We start from the raw sequence: 17,089 nt of genomic DNA on the forward strand, positions 1-17,089 counted from the left end.
ACGAAAATGAAAAAGTTAATAATAAGAACGATATGCTTTACATTGCCCTGGTTGGGATTCAGTGCATGTAACGATTTTCTGGACGAAAGACCTCAGTCCGACTTTACCCAGGAGGGTAGCGAGGCCGGGGCGCTGGTATCGGAGTATCTCTCCATTTCAGATGCGCAAGCCGAGTTGCAGGGCGCTTACAACAGTTTCAAGAACGACATTTATCAGCTCGAGAACTATACGATCAACGACATTCAGTCCGACAACTGCTATGCCGGTAGCGACGGTGTGTACGATATAGAAGAAGACCTGCTCAAAATCACGGCTACCAACTACAAGGTTTCGCTGGTATGGTCGCAATATCTGGCCATGGCCGGTTCTGCTACGAATGTAATCGAGAACGTGAAGCTGATGACTCCCGAGTCGGCTACCGAAGCCGAGAAAAACAAGGTGATGGCCGAAGCCAAGTTTATCCGAGCCTGGGCCTACTTCGATATGGTGCGCCTGTGGGGCGGATTGCCTATGGTCCTGCAGTTGATACCCACCATTACGGCCGATAACCTCGACACCTGGTACCCGGTGATGTATCCGGCACGCAGTACCGAAGATGAGGTATATAAACAGATATTGGAAGACCTCGACGAAGAGGGTACCATACAGTATCTCGACAGCAAGAGCGTGGGTGCATTCCAGGCCACCAAAGGTGCTGCCTATGGTTTGTTGTCGAAGGTGTGGGCTACCATGGGTCCCAAAGAGAGCCGCGACTACAACAAGGTAGTGGAGTATGCCGACAAGACTATCGCCGAGGGGTATCAACTGGTAAGCAACTTTGACGACTTGTGGAACCCCGACAACAAGTTTACTACCGAGAGTATCTTCGAGGTTTACTATACCGCCGATTCGCCCAACTGGGCCTACTGGTGTCTGTTGAAGGAGGACGACGGCTCGGTAACCTGGCGTCGCTACTGTACCCCTACGCACGACCTGCTGGCCAAGTTCGACACCGAGAAGGATGTACGCTACACCTCGAGCATTCTGTGGAAAGAGGCTCCGTACGACACCTATTTCCCGGCCGACAACTATCCCTTCTCCTACAAGATTCGCGAGAAGAACTCCGATATTATCCTGATGCGTCTGGCCGATATTCTGTTGATGAAGGCCGAGGCTTTGGTCGAGCTGAACCAGGTTTCCGACGCTATTGTCATCGTCAATCGCATTCGCGAGCGTGCCGGTTTCGGCCCCTCGTCATTGGATGTAAACATGTCGCAGGCCGATGCCCGTCTGGCTGTGGAGAACGAGCGCCAGCTCGAGCTCTATATGGAGGCTCAGCGGTGGTACGACTTGTTGAGAAACGACCGTATGCTCGATGTCATGCGCAAGCATAAGGACGAGAAAGGTCAGTATATCTTCAGCGACCTGCAATCGTTCAGAGAGAAGTGGCCTGTGCCGCAGGAGGAAATCGACAAGAACAACAACCTTACGCAAAATGAAGGGTATTAACCTATTGTTTAATGTTTTGATAATAGTACGATTATGAAATTTAGCAATCATATATTTACATTCTTGTGCTGTGCATCTGTCCTCCTGACAGCATGCGAAGATGGCACGGGCCGTGTGGTCTATCCCTATTCCTGCCCCGAGATGTCGGAGGTCGACCTGTCGTCTACCGAATATGTCATGGCCAACGATACTCTCTATTTCTCGGTCGATATTAAGGATGAGCAGACCCCGCTTTCGACCCTCGAGGTTTCGCTGACTTCGGGCGAAGAGTCGATTTTTACCGAGTCGATACGTACCAAGGGCATGTCGGCATCGATTCAGAATCATGGAATCTTTATCCCCTTTACCGCCGGTCTGGAAGACAACAAGGAGGCCCGGCTTACCCTCACGGCTATCAACGTAGAGGGTAGCGAAGTTTCCCGGAACTTCGATCTCAAGATTCGGCGTCCCGAATTGCCCGAAACCATGTATCTGCACATCGAGGAGCAGGTGATTCCCATGAAACGTCAGGCCGATAATCCCTATTTGTATGCTACGGAGACGGGCAGCTACATCACCCAGTTTACCGGCAAAGTATCGACGAGTGAGTCGCTCGAAGATTCGGAGCTGATATGGGGCTACTCCGAAACGGCCAACTATGCCGAGTTGTCGAGTGTGACGGGGGTAGGCTTCACCTTTGACTATCAAGGCTGGGAAATCGAACAGATTACTTTCGATGTCATGACTTTCAAGGTGGGCGCTATCGGTGAGTATCAGGTGTTTACAATCGACGGCGTAGAGCTCGAAGCCAGTGCGGGCTATTATCGGGCGGCTATCCAGTTTACTCAGGGTGCCGAGGTCGAAGTAACCGGCTTTGAGGATCTCGCCAATGCCTACAACCGCGACTTCTTCGAGTACAATGCCGAGACCGGCAAACTCTCCTTCTTGCGCGAGAGCGGCAAGTGGGAGGTATACTACTCGAGCAAGTATAACTACATGTGGGTAATGCGTCTCGACGATGAGGCTCCTGTAGCCTACTGGCTGGTAGGTCATGGCTTTACATCGGCTCCGGTTTGGAACGACGACTACAATACGGGCGGTTGGGATACCGAGGATGTGTCGCGTCTGGGCTATGTGGTCAAGATTGCCGATAATACCTACCAAACGACTCTCTATCTGAGCAATACCCACGAATGGGAGTCGTTCGAAATCGAGATTTACAGCGACCGGTTGTGGAACAAAACGCTGGGTATGGAGCTGAAAGAGGGCTCTATTACGGGCGATGCCACGGGATTTGCCGTCTCGATGTCCAACGGCTTTACCAACACGGCCGACTTTGTGCCGGGCTATTACCGCCTGACCTTCGATACCTCGGGCGGAGTTGGTAACGAAAAGATGAATGTAGAGCGATTGTCCGATTGAGATCGGCTCGAAAATATTACGTGCTGAATAGGTAAATTTTAGATGAGGAGAGACGAGACGAATGTATCCTTTCCCGGTGCATTCGTCTCTATCTCTCTGTTTAGCTCCTGCTCTGCCGGGCGGGTAAAAGGTTCATTAAATGCTTATGATTATGAAAAAATGGATTTTATATTCGGTCGCAACCGTTTCGCTGTGGTGTTCGTGCACTACTTCTCACAAGGGCGAGGCTCCGGTTGCACTGGTCTGGGAAAACGGGGTATACGATGCTTCGACCCAGATGTATCGTCATCGGTTTGTTGTCAGAAATAAGACCGACCGGGAACTGGCGGGCGATTGGGAAATCTTTTATTCCCAGTTGCCGGTACGTGTCGCCAACGATTCGACATCACCGGTTTGTATTACGGCCGTGAATGCCAACTATTATAAAATGGCTCCGACCGACCGGTACCGGAATATCCCGCCGCACGATTCGCTGGTGGTCGTCTATTATGCCGATAGCCGGGCTGTCAACCTGTCGCGGCAACCCGAGGGATGCTACTGGGTAGCAAAGGGGCAGAATACTCCGCTCCCGGTCGAGTTGGCAATCGTTCCGTTCTCCGATCGGGAACGTATGGGCGACCTCTCGGCTGAGGCTATTTATCGTCGCAATGCCAGTTATGCCTGCCCGTTTGATTCGACGGCTCCGGCCGTGTTGCCATCGGTCAAGCAGGCGGTTGCGAAGGGGGGCCGGGTATCGGTCCCTGCCGAGGTATCACTGCTGTATAATCAAGAGTTGGTCGATGAGGCACGTCTGTTGCAAGAGAAGCTGGAGCAGGAGTATGGAATAGCTGTCACCGAGGGTGCTTCGATGCACATCGAGCTTGACCTGGCAGCCGCTGGCCATACATGCAACCCCGAACAGTATAGGCTGGACATAGACAATCGCCAGATTGCTGTCGTGGGGGCTACGCCGCACGGCGTATTCAACGGTATACAGACTCTCCTGGCCTTGCTGAGGGGAAATAGCCATACTCTCGACCGGCAAACGATTATCGATTATCCCGATTTGTCCTATCGCGGCTTCATGCTCGATGTGTCGCGCAACTTTATTCCGGCTGCCGATGTGAAACGCTGGATCGATATTCTGTCGTCTTACAAGATCGATGTGCTGCATCTGCATTTGACCGACGATGAAGGTTGGCGTATCGAGATTCCCGGTTTGGAAGAGCTGACTGCGGTCGGTGGCCATCGGGGTCATACGACCGACGAGTCGACCTGCCTATACCCGGGTTACGACGGCTCCTATTCGGTTACGGAGGGTACGGGTAACGGCTATTATACTCGCGACGAGTTTGTCGACTTGTTGCGTTATGCAGCACGCCGGCATGTGACGGTAGTCCCCGAAGTCGAGGCTCCGGGCCATGCTCGTGCAGCTATTGTGGCTATGAAAGCCCGTTATCGCAAGTATGCCGGTACCGACGAAGCGAAAGCTCGAGAATACCTGTTGAGCGAGCCGGGCGATACGTCGAAATACGTGTCGGCCCAGTCTTATACCGACAATGTTATCAACGTGGCTTTGCCGTCGACCTATGCCTTTATGGAGAAGGTGGTGACCGAAATCGCGGCCATGTATGCCGAGGCTGGTGTAGCGTTGCATACGATACACCTGGGTGGCGACGAAGTTCCCGAGGGGGCCTGGTTGGGTTCGGCAGCTTGTGCCAAACTCATGCGCGACAATCGGATGGAGGGCCCTCACGACCTGTTTGAATACTTTTACAGCCGCATGGCCGGCCTGGTAGAGGCGCAAGGCGTGAAGCTGGCGGCCTGGCAAGAGGCTGCCCTGCACAACCGGGCGACGACCGACAGTCGGTTGAAACAGGTGGCCAGCAACATCTATTGCTGGAACACGGTGCCCGAATGGGGTGGCGACGAGATTCCCTATCGGATAGCCAATAAGGGGTATCCCGTAGTGCTGTGCAACGTAAACAATTTCTATATGGACCTGGCTTATAGCTCTCACTACGAAGAGCGGGGACACTCCTGGGCCGGGTATGTCGACGAGGTGAAGTCGTTCTCGATGTTGCCTTTCTCGATATACCGTTCGGCTCGATGCGACCTGCACGACAATCCGGTCGATTTGGACCGGGCCGACGAGGGGAAAACCCGGTTGGACAGTCTGTCGAAAATCGTGGGTGTGCAGGCTCAGTTGTTCTCCGAGACGGTGCGTGGACCTCAATGGGCCGAGTACTATATCTTCCCCAAGATTCTCGGTCTGGTAGAGCGCGGGTGGAATGCGCATCCGCGTTGGGAGAGCTTACGGGGCGAGGTCGAGCAGCAAGCCTTCTGCCAAGATGTGTCTCGTTTCTACCGGCAGTTGGATATGCAGGAATATCCCTACCTGATTCATTCCGGGGTAAATGTGCGGTTGCCTCACGTAGGGTTGTGTGTAATCGACGGCCGTCTCTACGCCAACAGTCCGTTGTCGTCGGCCGTGATTCGCTATACTACCGACGGCAGCGAGCCCGGCACTCAATCGACCGTGTGGCGGGGCCCGGTAGTCTATCCTGCGGGCCGTGTGGTCAAGGCTCGGCTGTACTATTTAGGAAAAGAGAGTGTAACAACTGTTTTGTTCCCGACCGATACGAAGTCGGATAAATAAAAAAGAAAAGGTTATGAAAAGATACATAGTGTGTTTGTGTGTGATTAGTGTACTGAGTTGGGGCTCCGTGGCCTCTTCATGTTCCGAGTCGCAAAATGATCTCTCCCGGCCGGTAAACGCTGCTTCGATAGCGTTTATTCCGCAACCGCAATCGGTCATCTACGACGGGGGTGGTATGGTTGTGCCTTCGTCGGTATCGGTAAGCGACGAGTTGACCGGCGGGCCCTATGCCTTGTTGGAGTCGACCGTAACCTCGTTGGGGGGCGAATTGGTTCGGCAGTCTGGCGGCCAGGCCTTTATTCGGCTTGTGGCCAATGCTTCGCTACAAGACGAGGAGTATAAGATAAAGACAACGCTCGACGGCATTACCCTTGAGTATGCGTCGTCACGAGGACTGTTGTGGGGTGTCCAGACCCTGCGTCAAATCTTGCTCCAGAGTTCGGCTTATGAAGGTGGCGGGCGTGTGTTACCGTTGCTCACATTATCCGATAAACCCGAAAAGAGTTGGCGGGGATTCCATATCGACGTAGCTCGTCATGCTTTTACCATCGACTATCTGAAGAAGGTAATCGATATGCTTTCGTTCTACAAAATCAACAAGTTGCAGATGCACTTGACCGACGACCAGGGTTGGCGCATGGAGATTAAGCGATACCCCGAACTGACGACAATAGGCGCCTGGCGCGAGTTCGACGAGTACGACAAGCGTTGTCAGGAGCTGGCCCAGACCGACGCCTCGTTTGTAATCGACACCCGCTTCATTCGCAACAACAGCGAATATGGGGGCTATTATACCCAGGAGGAGCTGTCGCAGTTGGTCGCATACGCTTCGGAGCGCGGTATCGAGATTATTCCCGAAATCGATATGCCGGGCCATTTCTCGGCGGCTATTCGGGCGTTTCCCAGTCTCTCCTGTACCAACGAGGCCGGTTGGGGGACCGAATTTTCATATCCCATCTGTGTAGGGAAGCCCGAGACCTATGAATTTTTGAAGAATATTCTGGACGAGGTGCTGAGTGTATTCCCGAGCGAATATATCCACATCGGAGCCGACGAGGTGGAGAAAGATAACTGGAAGAGTTGCCCTTATTGCCAGCAGATGATTCGCGACAAGGGGCTGATGAATGTGACCGAGTTGCAGAACTATTTTGTAGAACAGATGTCGGATTATGTCAAGAGCAAGGGGCGCAAGGTGATGGCTTGGGACGACGCCTTTTACAAGAACAGGCCGCTGGACTTGCTCTATACCTACTGGCGCGACTGGGAGTCGCAGCAGCCGGCCGATATTACCCAGAGCGGACATCCGCTGATATTTATGGAGTGGGGCCGTTTCTATTTGAGCGGGAACTCCTCTGACGAGTCGTTGAAGTCGCTTTACGAGTTTACCTTCGAGCCTCAGTTCCCCGGCATTGTACAGTCGCAGGTCCAGGGTTTCCAGGCTTGTGTGTGGACCGAAATGATACCCAACGAGCGCAAGTTCGGACAACACGTCTTCCCGGCATGTCAGGCATTCAGCGAAGTGGCTTGGGGAAGCAAGCGCGATTGGAGCCGGTTCACGAAAAACTTGCCGTGGCACTTGCAATGGCTCACCCGAAACGGATTGCATTACAGAACTCCCGGCTTTATCAAATAGAATGAATGACCCGTTAAAAAAAGAGAGATGATGAAAACCGAACGGTTAATGTCGTTAGATGTGTTACGGGGTATCACGGTGGCCGGTATGATTCTGGTCAATAACCCCGGCGATTGGGGGCATATCTATGCCCCGCTGAAACATGCCGAGTGGAACGGGCTTACGCCCACCGACCTGGTGTTCCCGTTTTTTATGTTTGTAATGGGTGTCTCCATGTGCTTTTCGTTCCGGAAATTCGATTACCGGCCTACTCGGGAGTTTGTGGTCAAGCTGGTTAAGCGTACGGCCATTCTGTTCCTTCTGGGTGTAGCTCTTTCGTGGGTTTCGCTCGTGCTGTCGCGATGGATGTCGCCCGAAGGAACGATGTCGTGGAGCCAGATACTTTTCCCCTTCGAGCAGGTGCGCGTCTGGGGCGTATTGCAACGCCTGGCACTCTCTTACTTTTTTGCTTCCCTGCTGGTGGTTACGGTGCGTAACAGGCGGGTGCTGGGCTGTGTCGTAGCCGGTATTTTGCTGCTCTATGGGCTGGTCTTGGCCTGGGGGCATGGATTTGAATTGTCTACGGCCAATGTGATAGCCGTCGTCGACCGGGCATTGGTAGGCGAGAGTCACATGTATCTCGAGTGGCTGCCCGACGGGGGGGGCATCAGGTTCGACCCCGAGGGGCTTGTCAGCACGTTGCCGGGTATTGCGCATGTGTTGATAGGATTCTTTTGCGGACGTCTTTTGTTGAGCTCGAAATCCTTGAACGAGAAGATGGCCGACCTGGCCGTGGCGTGTGCCGCACTGCTCATCGTCGGGTTCTTGCTGGGGTATGGTTGCCCGATCAACAAAAAGGTGTGGAGCCCGTCGTATGTACTGGTTACCTGTGGTTTTGCCATGCTCACCCTCATCTTGCTGATGTGGATTATCGATGTGCGCAAGATGCAACGCTGGACCTATCCGTTCCGGGCATTCGGGTGCAATCCGTTGTTTATCTATGTCTTTGCCAGTTTCCTGGCCATTGTGCTGGAGACGATTCCCTGCGGCGGCTTGTCGGTTAAGGATCAGGTGTACATGTGGATAGCCGGGTGGGCCGTCGTGCCTCAGTTGGCGTCGCTCATCTATGCACTGGTGTATGTGGCTTTCAACGGATTACTGGCCTGTGTGCTGCTGAAAAAAGAGATATTTATCAAGGTGTAACACCTGGAAGTCGAGTATCCTTTGGGTAGTTGTATTAAAATAGCGGCTAAATTTTAATAAAAAAGTGAGCCGTGTATATGTTTTTTAAGTTTGTAGATAGAGGTAGTCGCTAAAAATGTTTATCTTTGCGGTAGAATTTACTAACCAATAATTTATAATAAGATGGTAAGCTACAAAGAATTAGGATTGGTAAACACCAGAGAGATGTTTGCCAAGGCTATCAAAGGCGGATATGCTATCCCTGCTTTCAACTTCAACAACATGGAACAGATGCAGGCAATTATCCAAGCAGCCGTAGAAACGAAATCGCCTGTGATTCTGCAAGTATCGAAAGGCGCTCGTAATTATGCCAACCAGACGTTGCTCCGTTATATGGCACAAGGCGCCGTAGAATACGCCAAAGAGTTGGGTTGCGAACATCCTCAAATCGTGTTGCACCTCGACCACGGCGATTCGTTCGAATTGTGCAAATCGTGTATCGACACAGGTTTCTCTTCGGTGATGATCGACGGTTCTCACCTGCCTTACGAAGAGAATGTAGCCCTCACGAAAAAAGTAGTTGACTATGCACACCAGTTCGATGTAACCGTTGAAGGTGAGCTGGGCGTTCTCGCCGGTGTTGAGGATGAGGTTTCGGCCGAACACCACACCTACACCAACCCCGAAGAGGTTATCGACTTCGCACACCGCACGGGTTGCGACTCGCTGGCTATCTCGATCGGTACTTCGCACGGTGCCTACAAGTTCAAACCCGAGCAATGCCACGTAGACCCCGCTACGGGTCGTCTGGTACCTCCTCCCTTGGCTTTCGACGTTCTCGACGCCGTTATGGAGAAACTCCCGGGCTTCCCCATCGTACTGCACGGTTCTTCGTCGGTTCCCCAAGAAGAGGTCGACACCATCAACAAATACGGAGGCAAACTCGAAGCTGCTATCGGTATCCCCGAAGAGGAGCTGCGTAAAGCTGCCAAATCGGCCGTTTGCAAAATCAACATCGACTCCGACAGCCGTCTGGCCATGACCGCTGCTATCCGCGAGGTATTCGCTACGAAACCCGCCGAGTTCGATCCTCGTAAATACCTGGGTCCGGCTCGTGAAAACATGAAGAAACTCTACATTCACAAAATCGAGAATGTATTGGGTAGCGCCGGCAAACTCTAATCGATAGTTCGAATAGGCTTTATAAAGGCCGCCGATTTCCGTCAGGGAGATCGGCGGTTTTTTTTCACTTAGGGGCAAGAGGCCAGAGTTGCGGTAGGTCTGATGACACCGGCACATGTCTCGTCTGTTGGGCAAGAATGAGAGATTGCTTGGGTCGGGGAGTGTGTGAGGATTTAAAAAAAAAGTTCTGCAGGAATCTCGATATCATAAAAAAAGGGGACTGATAGTATAACGATTCACATCGTTGTTTTTTCCGGCAGAACTGTATAGATATTCAGTAAAAAATATTTCGCATCTTTTTTCGCTCTTTCCCTTTATTGAAAGGGAGTATCGCGATTTTGAATCCGAGACAAAGATAGTATTTTCAAATGATAAAACAAAATTATATTTGGATTCTGTGCATGAATAAAAATTTTTTCTTTCCTCGTCGGGACGGCCTTTTACGGAGGATTCACCCCAACCGGGAGAGGTGTATCTAAATAATTGTCACTCCCTTATCGCGGGCGTTATCGGCCCGATGGAATCGGTATAATCGCTTGTCTGCGTTAATAAGAAAATACAAGTGTTTTGTAATTTTATATTTTGGGAGCGCTTGTAGGCTGCTTGGCGAGGACTTCGGTGATTCTTTTCCCGGTCTCCTCGTATAGCCACAGGGCCTTGGGCAGATGAACGACCCGGGGAGGAATGGGGGTGTGTTTCCGCTTTTTGAATATTTCGCCGGTGACGCCATAGGCTTCGGGGGCGGTGGCGGCATAGAGGGCTCCTGACGCTCCCTCTTGCGGGGTGCTGATGAAGGGGCGGAAGAACCGGTTGGCCAGCGGGTCGACCCACGAGTGCATGGTGATCATGTCGGTGTCGACTACCCCCGGGTCGGCGGCATTGACCCAGATGCCCCGCGGGCGAAGCTCCTGAGCCAGGCGTGCGGTATAGAGGGTGAGGGCGAGTTTCGACTTGCTGTATGCCTCGAACCGTTTGTACTTGTGCGGCGGTGCCCCGAAGAAGGTATCGTCGATTTTGCCGATGTAGCGGGTGAGCGAGGTGGTGGTGACGATGCGGCTGCCGGGGTGCATGAGGGGGAGCAGCATGCGGGTGAGCAGTACGGTGCCTATGTAGTTGACCCCGATGGTCGACTCGAAGCCGTCGGCCGTTTGGCTGTAATGCTGGTTCATGACGCCGGCATTGTTGAGTAGCGCCTGTATCGAGATGGACTCTTGCGACAGGTGTTCGGCAAAACTGATAATCGAGGCAAACGAGGCGAGGTCGAGCGGCAGCAGGGTGATGTCGGTATTGCCCGTCTTTTCGATGATGCGCTGTTGCACGGGTTGCGATTTGGCCAGATTGCGGCAGGCCATGATTACGGGCTGCCCTTGTGCAGCGATGGCCTCGGTGAGAGCCTGCCCTATGCTGCCGTTGGCTCCGGTGATGATGTAATACTCTTTATTCATCGAGCATGCGGTGTTTGACTATGAGACGTACCCGGGTGGGCATGACGGCCGCCAGCGGGATGAGCAGGCGGTTGAACAGGCCCGGGATGAGTTGTTTTTTCCCTCGGAAGAGGGCGTTGAGAGCTTTTCGCACGAGGCGTTCGGGAGTCATGAGTACCCCGAGCCGTACCCCCAGTTTCAACAGCCGGGGCGGCAGGCCGTACAGCCCGGTGGCTACTCCGCCGGGACATACGACGGTGGCATGCACGCCATAGTCGTGCAGTTCGCAGGCCAGGGCCCGGGTGAATACCCGTATGTAGGCTTTGGTAGCCGTGTAGAGGGCGATGCCGGGATAGGGTGTCCAGCACGAGAGCGACGACATGTTGAGCAGATAGCCGCGGCGACGGGCGCACATGTCGGCGGCAAACAGTCGCGACAGCCGGGTGACGGTGCCGATGTGCAGCTGCAGCATGGTCTCGATTTTGGCCGGGTCGGTGCGGGCAACCTCGCGGAAGGAGAAGATGCCGGCGTTGTTGATGAGAATGTCGATGGTCAGCTCCTTCTCCCAACAATAGCGATAGAGTTCGTTGGCTGCTTCGGGGCGGGCCAGGTCCATGCAGAGGGTCTCGACCGGCACCCGATAGTCGGTGGCAATGCGGGCCGCTTCGCGCTCGAGGTCGTCGCGGTCGATGCTCACCATCACGAGGGCGGCTCCCCAGGCTGCCAGTTGCCGGGCAAACTCGAGGCCGATGCCCGAGCTGGCGCCGGTCACGAGGGCCGTGCCCGGTGCAAGATCTCTATTTCGCATCATGGCGGTGTATCCTTTCTATCTCTTTGACGATACAGGGGGGCAGCTGCCCTTCGAGGTGTTTGTGACAGGCCATCTCGATGGAGTACATGCGGGCTATGCAGTAGTTGGTGTGGTCGCATCCGCAGCGCACCTCCTCTTCGTTTTTCATGCGGTTGACAAAGTCGGGTTCGTTGATGAGGGCACGTCCCATCTGCACAAACTCGAATCCGTGGTCGAGCACCTTGTCGATGGTGGGTCGCGATACCAGACCGCCCACGTAGATGAGGGGGAGCCTGAGCGCTTCGCGGAACTTGAGGGCATCGTCGAGGAAGTAGGCTTCGCGGAAGGGAACGGTCGGAATCATGAACCGTCCGGCCAGCTTCACGCCGTATTTGAGCCACCACGTCTTCATGTAGTAGGTGAGGGTGGTGATGGGCATCTCGCCCCGCATCACATACATGGGGGCCTTGCTCACGAAACCGCCGCTCAATACCAGGGCATGGGCCCCCAGTTGCTCGAGCTCGCGGGCGATGAGGATGCCTTCGTCGATTTCGATGCCTCCTTTGAATCCGTCGCGCATGTTGGTCTTGACGATGACAGCCATGTCGTTACCGGCCGCCTTCATCACCTGCTCCATGCACATGCGCATGAAGCGCATGCGGTTGTCGAGCGAACCGCCGTACTCGTCGCGACGGTGGTTGGTATAGGGCGAGAGGAACTGGCTGATGAGGTAGCCGTGTCCGGCGTGAATCTCTACGGCATCGAATCCGGCATCGCGGGCGTTGTTGACCGCCTCGCCGAAGGCACGGGCCATCGCCTCGATTTCGTCCTTGTGCATGCCTCGTACGAAGGTGGGCGAGTAGAGGTTGAATCCGGTCGAGGCCGAGATGGGTATCTGCCCGGCCGTGCTGCGGTGCGACATGTTGCCGCAGTGTCCCAGCTGGATGGAGGCTTTGGCTCCCTCGGCATGAATGGCGTCGGTGATGCGGCGCAACGGTTTCACGATTTCGGGGCGCATCCACAACTGGTGTTTGAACGAGAGCCCGTTGCGGGTAACCGAGGCGTAGGCGAGCGTGGTCATGCCTATGCCGCCGGCAGCCACGCTGCGGTGGTAGTCATACAGTTTTTGGGTAGGGGCGTTGTTGTCGCACATCCCTTCGAAGGCGGCCGACCGTATGGTGCGGTTGCGCAGGGTGACGGGCCCTATCGAGGCCGGTGTAAAGAGTATGGACTCTTTGGGAGCAGTATCGTTGTTCATGATTTCAATAGATGAAAGGGATTATCTTTTTACGTTTTTCGCGGGTAAATTCTTCGCCGAACTCCTGGGTGTAGCGTTTGTAGAGCGATGCCGAACGGGGAGCCAGGTTGGCAAAGGTCCACCAGGCAAAGACGGCTCCGGCCCACGACCAGGTGAAGATGGCGAAGCCTACCCACTCGAGAAACTCGCCGAAGTAGTTGGCCGACGATACCCAGCGGAACATGCCGCCCCGCGGTATGTAGTGCTTGCGGTCGCCCGGTTTGCGCAGATGGCGTATGATGGAGTCGGACTGGATGTTGATGAACATGCCGGCCGCAAAGGCGATGACACCGATGATAAACTGAGGCGAGGTGAACCAGGCCGGGGTATAGTAGTCGAGCGGCGAGATGTAGAAAATCCAGCCGCCTTGCATGAAGGCGTTGAGCAGGTTGAAGACGATGCCCATGCTCACGATGCTGAGCGGCATGCGGCTGTTGCCCTTGATGAGGAAGGGGAAGATGAACGAGCGTTGGAAATAGTGCAACTCGAACAGCACCAGAAAGACGATGCGCACCGGGTCGTAGCGGTATTCGGCCGGAGCCAGCAGCCACAACACGAGCATGGCGACGAATACCGGTGCCTCCATCACCACCCACCCGATGCGGTTGGAGAGGGAGATTCCCCACTTGCGGTCGAAGAGCATGCCGTAGCCGGCACTTACGAAGTGGAGGGCGATGAACACGATGAGAGCCGTGACGGCCATCACGATCAGAAAGATATTGAATGTGGCGGTTTCCATGGGCGGTTGAAAAATGAATTGATTATTATATGTTTATCAATAGACAAAGATAGTAAAAGGTAAGGGCAGAGACAACTGGAAAACCAAGTTCTCAACATTTGACCATGTCGACCCCCCCCATCTTGTCTTTGAGTAACAAAGATAGTGAAAATCGGGGAGATACGTTTGCATTTAAATACTTTTCTTAAAAGCTCTGTATTTTTACATAAAGAAACATTTCGCCGCTTATTATAAGCGGAGAGAGGGGGTTTTGCATGCGAAGCGGGTGGATAAATATTTAAAAATAGATAATTACCCCGAATAAATCGGCGGAGCGTTTAATTTTGCACCATCTGAATTTGTGAAAATGGATATGAAGAAGATGCAAAAAACAACACTGTGGATGGCTCTGTGCAGCCTGTTGCCGGTGAGCAGTGCCTATGCCCAGCGTGTAGAGCCGCTGCCTTTTGCCGATTTTGAACATTGGGTAACCCGCGAAATCAAAGAGTCGGCCCTGTTGGGAGGCAAGACCAAGACAGTCTATGCCATAGCTCCTACCCAACACATCAAGGGAAACAAAGCCTATCGGAACATGGGCGGTTCGCCCTGGGCTTCGTCGAATGTAATGGCCAACGTGATGGGGGTGGTGAAGACCAGTAATACCGTCCGCCCCGAGAAACGCGAGGGGGGAGGCACCTGTGCCCGCATGGAGACCGTGATTGAGGATTGCTGCGTGCTGGGCATGATGAATCTGCACGTGCTGGTGAGCGGCAGTATCTTCCTGGGCGAGGTCGACGAGCCTATCCGCTCGACCAACAGTCCGTACAGCAAGATGGAAATGGGTATTCCCTTTACCAAGCGGCCCACCCGGTTGATTTTCGATTACAAGTATCAGGCTTCGCCCGACAACTTCCGTACCCAGTCGACCGGTTTCAGCTCGCGCAAGCAGTTGCCCGGTCGCGACAATGGCGAGGTCTATATTCTGTTGCAGCACCGTTGGGAAGATGCCGACGGCAATGTGTACGCTCACCGGGTAGGTACCGGGCGTGAGCGCTACGGCAAGAGTACTGCCGGTTGGGTGAATGGTCATAGCCTTACCATTCACTATGGCGACATCACCGACAAGCCCTTCTACAAATCGTACATGGGGCTTATTCCCGAAGAGAGTTCGTACTATTGCCGCAACAGCAAGGGCAAGATGGTGCCCGTAATCGAGGTGGGCTGGGGCAAGCCCGACGAGCCGGTCACGCACATGCTTGTGATGGCTTCGGCCACTTGCGGCACCGCCTATGTGGGCGGATTGGGCAGTACCCTCTGGATCGACAATATCGCTCTGGGGTATTAGGCTAGTAAGAGTTTATGGAGATATAGAGGGCTCGGATGGATTGGATTCGGGCCCTTTTTTTGTGTGGTTCAGTTCTGTTTGAAGATATAGACGATAACCCCTGTCTGGTTCGACGAGCGGTTGCTGCGTTCGAATCGCGAGCGGCGGGCGGCCGCTTCGGCCGAGGCCCGCAGTTTGGGGTTGGAGAAGGCGGTGCCTTCGCTGCCTTTGACGGTGGCGATGGCGCTGATGACCTGTCCCTGGGGGTTGACTGTAATCGAAATGGCTATGGTGCCGGCGTCGTTGCTGTTGTCGTATTGGGGATAGGGCAGGGAGCCAACCAGCCCGCGGCCGCCCAGGTTGTAGCCGCCGTAGCCGCCCACGCCGGTGAGTTCGCCGGTCGATGCGTTGCCGAAGGGGTTGCCCTGTGTGCCGCTGCCCTTGTCGCTGTCGCCGCGGCTGCCGTCGTTCGACACACCTTTGCCAAAGGCGTTCTTCACCTGATTGGCAATGCGGTCGTCCTTTTTGTTTTCCTGAACGGCCTTTTTCTTTTTATCCTCCTCTTTTTTCTTCTTCTCGATTTGGATGCTCTCCTCGTCGGTCTGGGTTATCAGCTCGTCGTCGTTTTCGCGCGGTTGCTCGGCCTGTGGCCGCTGCGGCTCGGTGGCGTTCGACTCGAACATGCCCGAGGCTTCGTCGACCAGTCCCACTTGTACCAGCACGCCGCTGCCCGACCCCATGGGCTCGGGTCCCAGCAGGGTAAACCACAAGACGAGCAGCACTACCAGATGCACGGCAACGGTAGCGGCAATGGCTTGTATCTTATCTCTTTTCTGTGGTTCCATGGGTGGGGTGTTCGATTCTGTTTTTGAGGTGGTGTTCGGTTTACGGGTTACGCACCGGTTTGGTGGCCAGTACCATCTTCAGGTGGTTGTCGTTGGCGACATTGAGTATCTTGACAATCTCGCGATAGGGTACCGTCTCGTCGGCATAGAGGGCTATGTAGCGCTCGCTATCCTGCTGGGGCGTTTCGGCGAGCCGTTGCACCAGCTGATCGTAGGTAACGGGCTGCGGGGCCTCGTTGCCGAAAGCGATGTAGTAGTCGTTGTGCTCGTCGATTACTACCCGGGTGAGGGGCTTGGCTGCCGCCTGCTGGTTGCTTTGCGGCAGGTTCACCTTGATGGAGTTGGGAAAGACAATCGTCGAGGTAATCATAAAGAAGATGAGCAACAGAAAGATGACATCGGTCATCGATGCCATGCTGAATGTGGCCTCTATCTTGTGTCTTCGTTTCAGTGCCATGGTCGTGTCTCCCTCGGGTTATTCGGCCGGCTCGTTGAGCAGGTCCATAAATTCCATTGTCTTGGACTCGAGCTGGTTCATCACGCCGTCGACGCGCGACACCAGGTAGTTGTAGGCAAAGAGGGCGATGATGCCCACGATAAGGCCGGCTACGGTGGTGACCAGAGCCTCGTAGATACCGCCCGAGAGGGTGGAGATGTCGGCGTTGTTACCGGCCGAAGCCATGTTGTAGAAGGCCCGTACCATACCGGTTACGGTACCGAGGAATCCGATCATGGGAGCACCGGCTGCGGTGGTGGCGAGCCAGGGGAAACCCTTTTCGAGTTTGGCAATCTCGATGTTGCCCACGTTTTCGATGGCTACCAGTACGTCGTTCATGGGGCGACCCAGTCGCGAGATACCTTTGGCAATGAGGCGCGAGTAGGGGGTGTTGGTCTTCTTGCAGAGCTTCAGGGCACTGTCGATGTTCCCTTCGTGGATGTAGTCTTTGATGCGTTCCATGAACGAGTTGTCTTCACGGGCGGCACGTCGGATGACTTGCAGTCGCTCGACGAAGATATAGATCGAGAGCAGGGAGAGGAGCAACAGGGGTATCATGATGATTCCTCCCTTGCAGGCAAGGTCCCAGAGGTTCAAGTCGTTGACGGCCTCGACCGGGGTAAGTACGGGAGGCGTCACGATTGTGTCGGTAGTTTGCAGAAGCAACGTAAGCAGATTCATGATATAGCGTT

General features: G+C 54.3%; 14 protein-coding genes. 7 read left to right on the plus strand and 7 right to left on the minus strand.

The annotated features are described in order from the left end of the window. The first annotated feature begins 6 nt into the window (after positions 1-6). The 6 genes from Q1K76_RS04425 to Q1K76_RS04450 all read left to right on the plus strand — a co-directional run bounded on the left by Q1K76_RS04425 (position 7) and on the right by Q1K76_RS04450 (position 9,503). Positions 7-1,488, plus strand: coding sequence for a RagB/SusD family nutrient uptake outer membrane protein (locus Q1K76_RS04425; RefSeq protein ID WP_087409240.1), 1,482 nt, complete (start codon positions 7-9; stop codon positions 1,486-1,488). A 33-nt stretch (positions 1,489-1,521) separates the two neighbouring features. Then, the gene (locus Q1K76_RS04430; RefSeq protein ID WP_300131332.1) at positions 1,522-2,889 is read left to right on the plus strand and encodes a DUF5016 domain-containing protein; all 1,368 of its coding nucleotides are present in this window, start codon (positions 1,522-1,524) and stop codon (positions 2,887-2,889) included. Between the two features lie 151 nt (positions 2,890-3,040). Further along, positions 3,041-5,527 (plus strand): family 20 glycosylhydrolase, encoded by a 2,487-nt coding sequence (locus Q1K76_RS04435; protein ID WP_300131335.1) that lies wholly within the window; start codon positions 3,041-3,043, stop codon positions 5,525-5,527. 13 nt (positions 5,528-5,540) lie between these two features. Continuing rightward, entirely contained in the window at positions 5,541-7,160 is a 1,620-nt protein-coding gene (locus Q1K76_RS04440; protein WP_300131337.1) for a beta-N-acetylhexosaminidase, read from the plus strand. Between the two features lie 27 nt (positions 7,161-7,187). Further along, positions 7,188-8,342: a DUF5009 domain-containing protein gene (locus Q1K76_RS04445; RefSeq protein WP_300131339.1), complete on the plus strand. Its 1,155-nt coding sequence runs from the start codon at positions 7,188-7,190 to the stop codon at positions 8,340-8,342. A 162-nt stretch (positions 8,343-8,504) separates the two neighbouring features. After that, positions 8,505-9,503 (plus strand): class II fructose-bisphosphate aldolase, encoded by a 999-nt coding sequence (locus tag Q1K76_RS04450; RefSeq protein WP_087409245.1) that lies wholly within the window; start codon positions 8,505-8,507, stop codon positions 9,501-9,503. A 575-nt stretch (positions 9,504-10,078) separates the two neighbouring features. Here Q1K76_RS04450 and Q1K76_RS04455 read toward each other — a convergent pair. From Q1K76_RS04455 to Q1K76_RS04470, 4 genes are read right to left on the minus strand one after another with little or no spacing between them, the layout of a single operon-like run. Then, positions 10,079-10,948, minus strand: a complete 870-nt coding sequence (locus tag Q1K76_RS04455; protein ID WP_087409246.1) for an SDR family NAD(P)-dependent oxidoreductase — start codon at positions 10,946-10,948, stop codon at positions 10,079-10,081. Continuing rightward, on the minus strand, positions 10,941-11,738 hold the full coding sequence (locus tag Q1K76_RS04460; protein ID WP_300131343.1) for an SDR family NAD(P)-dependent oxidoreductase: 798 nt from the start codon (positions 11,736-11,738) through the stop codon (positions 10,941-10,943). The genes Q1K76_RS04455 and Q1K76_RS04460 overlap by 8 nt, the downstream gene beginning before the upstream one ends. Then, complete coding sequence (locus Q1K76_RS04465; protein WP_298662785.1) at positions 11,725-12,975, minus strand: NADH:flavin oxidoreductase; 1,251 nt, start codon at positions 12,973-12,975, stop codon at positions 11,725-11,727. The genes Q1K76_RS04460 and Q1K76_RS04465 overlap by 14 nt, the downstream gene beginning before the upstream one ends. A gap of 4 nt (positions 12,976-12,979) precedes the next feature. Next, positions 12,980-13,753, minus strand: a complete 774-nt coding sequence (locus Q1K76_RS04470) for a DUF1295 domain-containing protein (protein ID WP_087409249.1) — start codon at positions 13,751-13,753, stop codon at positions 12,980-12,982. 361 nt (positions 13,754-14,114) lie between these two features. Here Q1K76_RS04470 and Q1K76_RS04475 point away from each other — a divergent pair, with 361 nt between their 5' ends. Beyond that, positions 14,115-15,077: a PCMD domain-containing protein gene (locus Q1K76_RS04475; protein WP_300131488.1), complete on the plus strand. Its 963-nt coding sequence runs from the start codon at positions 14,115-14,117 to the stop codon at positions 15,075-15,077. 68 nt (positions 15,078-15,145) lie between these two features. Here Q1K76_RS04475 and Q1K76_RS04480 read toward each other — a convergent pair whose 3' ends face one another. Genes Q1K76_RS04480 through Q1K76_RS04490 form a run of 3 tightly spaced genes read right to left on the minus strand, consistent with a single transcriptional unit; the run spans position 15,146 to position 17,078 of the window. Next, positions 15,146-15,901: an energy transducer TonB gene (locus Q1K76_RS04480; protein ID WP_300131347.1), complete on the minus strand. Its 756-nt coding sequence runs from the start codon at positions 15,899-15,901 to the stop codon at positions 15,146-15,148. A gap of 40 nt (positions 15,902-15,941) precedes the next feature. Continuing rightward, on the minus strand, positions 15,942-16,358 hold the full coding sequence (locus tag Q1K76_RS04485; protein WP_087409251.1) for a biopolymer transporter ExbD: 417 nt from the start codon (positions 16,356-16,358) through the stop codon (positions 15,942-15,944). Between the two features lie 18 nt (positions 16,359-16,376). Continuing rightward, positions 16,377-17,078 (minus strand): MotA/TolQ/ExbB proton channel family protein, encoded by a 702-nt coding sequence (locus Q1K76_RS04490; protein WP_300131350.1) that lies wholly within the window; start codon positions 17,076-17,078, stop codon positions 16,377-16,379. Positions 17,079-17,089: the final 11 nt, after the last annotated feature.

It is taken from the genome of uncultured Barnesiella sp. (assembly GCF_946496565.1).
Classification (GTDB): Bacteria; Bacteroidota; Bacteroidia; order Bacteroidales; family Barnesiellaceae; genus Barnesiella; species Barnesiella merdigallinarum.

Excerpts from the sequence above, each read along its gene's own strand:
- Q1K76_RS04470 (WP_087409249.1), bottom strand. The coding sequence starts at position 13,753 with ATGGAAACCGCCACATTCAATATCTTTCTGATCGTGATGGCCGTCACG.
- Q1K76_RS04435 (WP_300131335.1), top strand. The coding sequence starts at position 3,041 with ATGAAAAAATGGATTTTATATTCGGTCGCAACCGTTTCGCTGTGGTGT.
- Q1K76_RS04425 (WP_087409240.1), top strand. The coding sequence starts at position 7 with ATGAAAAAGTTAATAATAAGAACGATATGCTTTACATTGCCCTGGTTG.
- Q1K76_RS04475 (WP_300131488.1), top strand. The coding sequence starts at position 14,115 with ATGCAAAAAACAACACTGTGGATGGCTCTGTGCAGCCTGTTGCCGGTG.
- Q1K76_RS04490 (WP_300131350.1), bottom strand. The coding sequence starts at position 17,078 with ATGAATCTGCTTACGTTGCTTCTGCAAACTACCGACACAATCGTGACG.
- Q1K76_RS04450 (WP_087409245.1), top strand. The coding sequence starts at position 8,505 with ATGGTAAGCTACAAAGAATTAGGATTGGTAAACACCAGAGAGATGTTT.
- Q1K76_RS04440 (WP_300131337.1), top strand. The coding sequence starts at position 5,541 with ATGAAAAGATACATAGTGTGTTTGTGTGTGATTAGTGTACTGAGTTGG.
- Q1K76_RS04485 (WP_087409251.1), bottom strand. The coding sequence starts at position 16,358 with ATGGCACTGAAACGAAGACACAAGATAGAGGCCACATTCAGCATGGCA.
- Q1K76_RS04460 (WP_300131343.1), bottom strand. The coding sequence starts at position 11,738 with ATGATGCGAAATAGAGATCTTGCACCGGGCACGGCCCTCGTGACCGGC.
- Q1K76_RS04445 (WP_300131339.1), top strand. The coding sequence starts at position 7,188 with ATGATGAAAACCGAACGGTTAATGTCGTTAGATGTGTTACGGGGTATC.
- Q1K76_RS04465 (WP_298662785.1), bottom strand. The coding sequence starts at position 12,975 with ATGAACAACGATACTGCTCCCAAAGAGTCCATACTCTTTACACCGGCC.
- Q1K76_RS04480 (WP_300131347.1), bottom strand. The coding sequence starts at position 15,901 with ATGGAACCACAGAAAAGAGATAAGATACAAGCCATTGCCGCTACCGTT.
- Q1K76_RS04455 (WP_087409246.1), bottom strand. The coding sequence starts at position 10,948 with ATGAATAAAGAGTATTACATCATCACCGGAGCCAACGGCAGCATAGGG.
- Q1K76_RS04430 (WP_300131332.1), top strand. The coding sequence starts at position 1,522 with ATGAAATTTAGCAATCATATATTTACATTCTTGTGCTGTGCATCTGTC.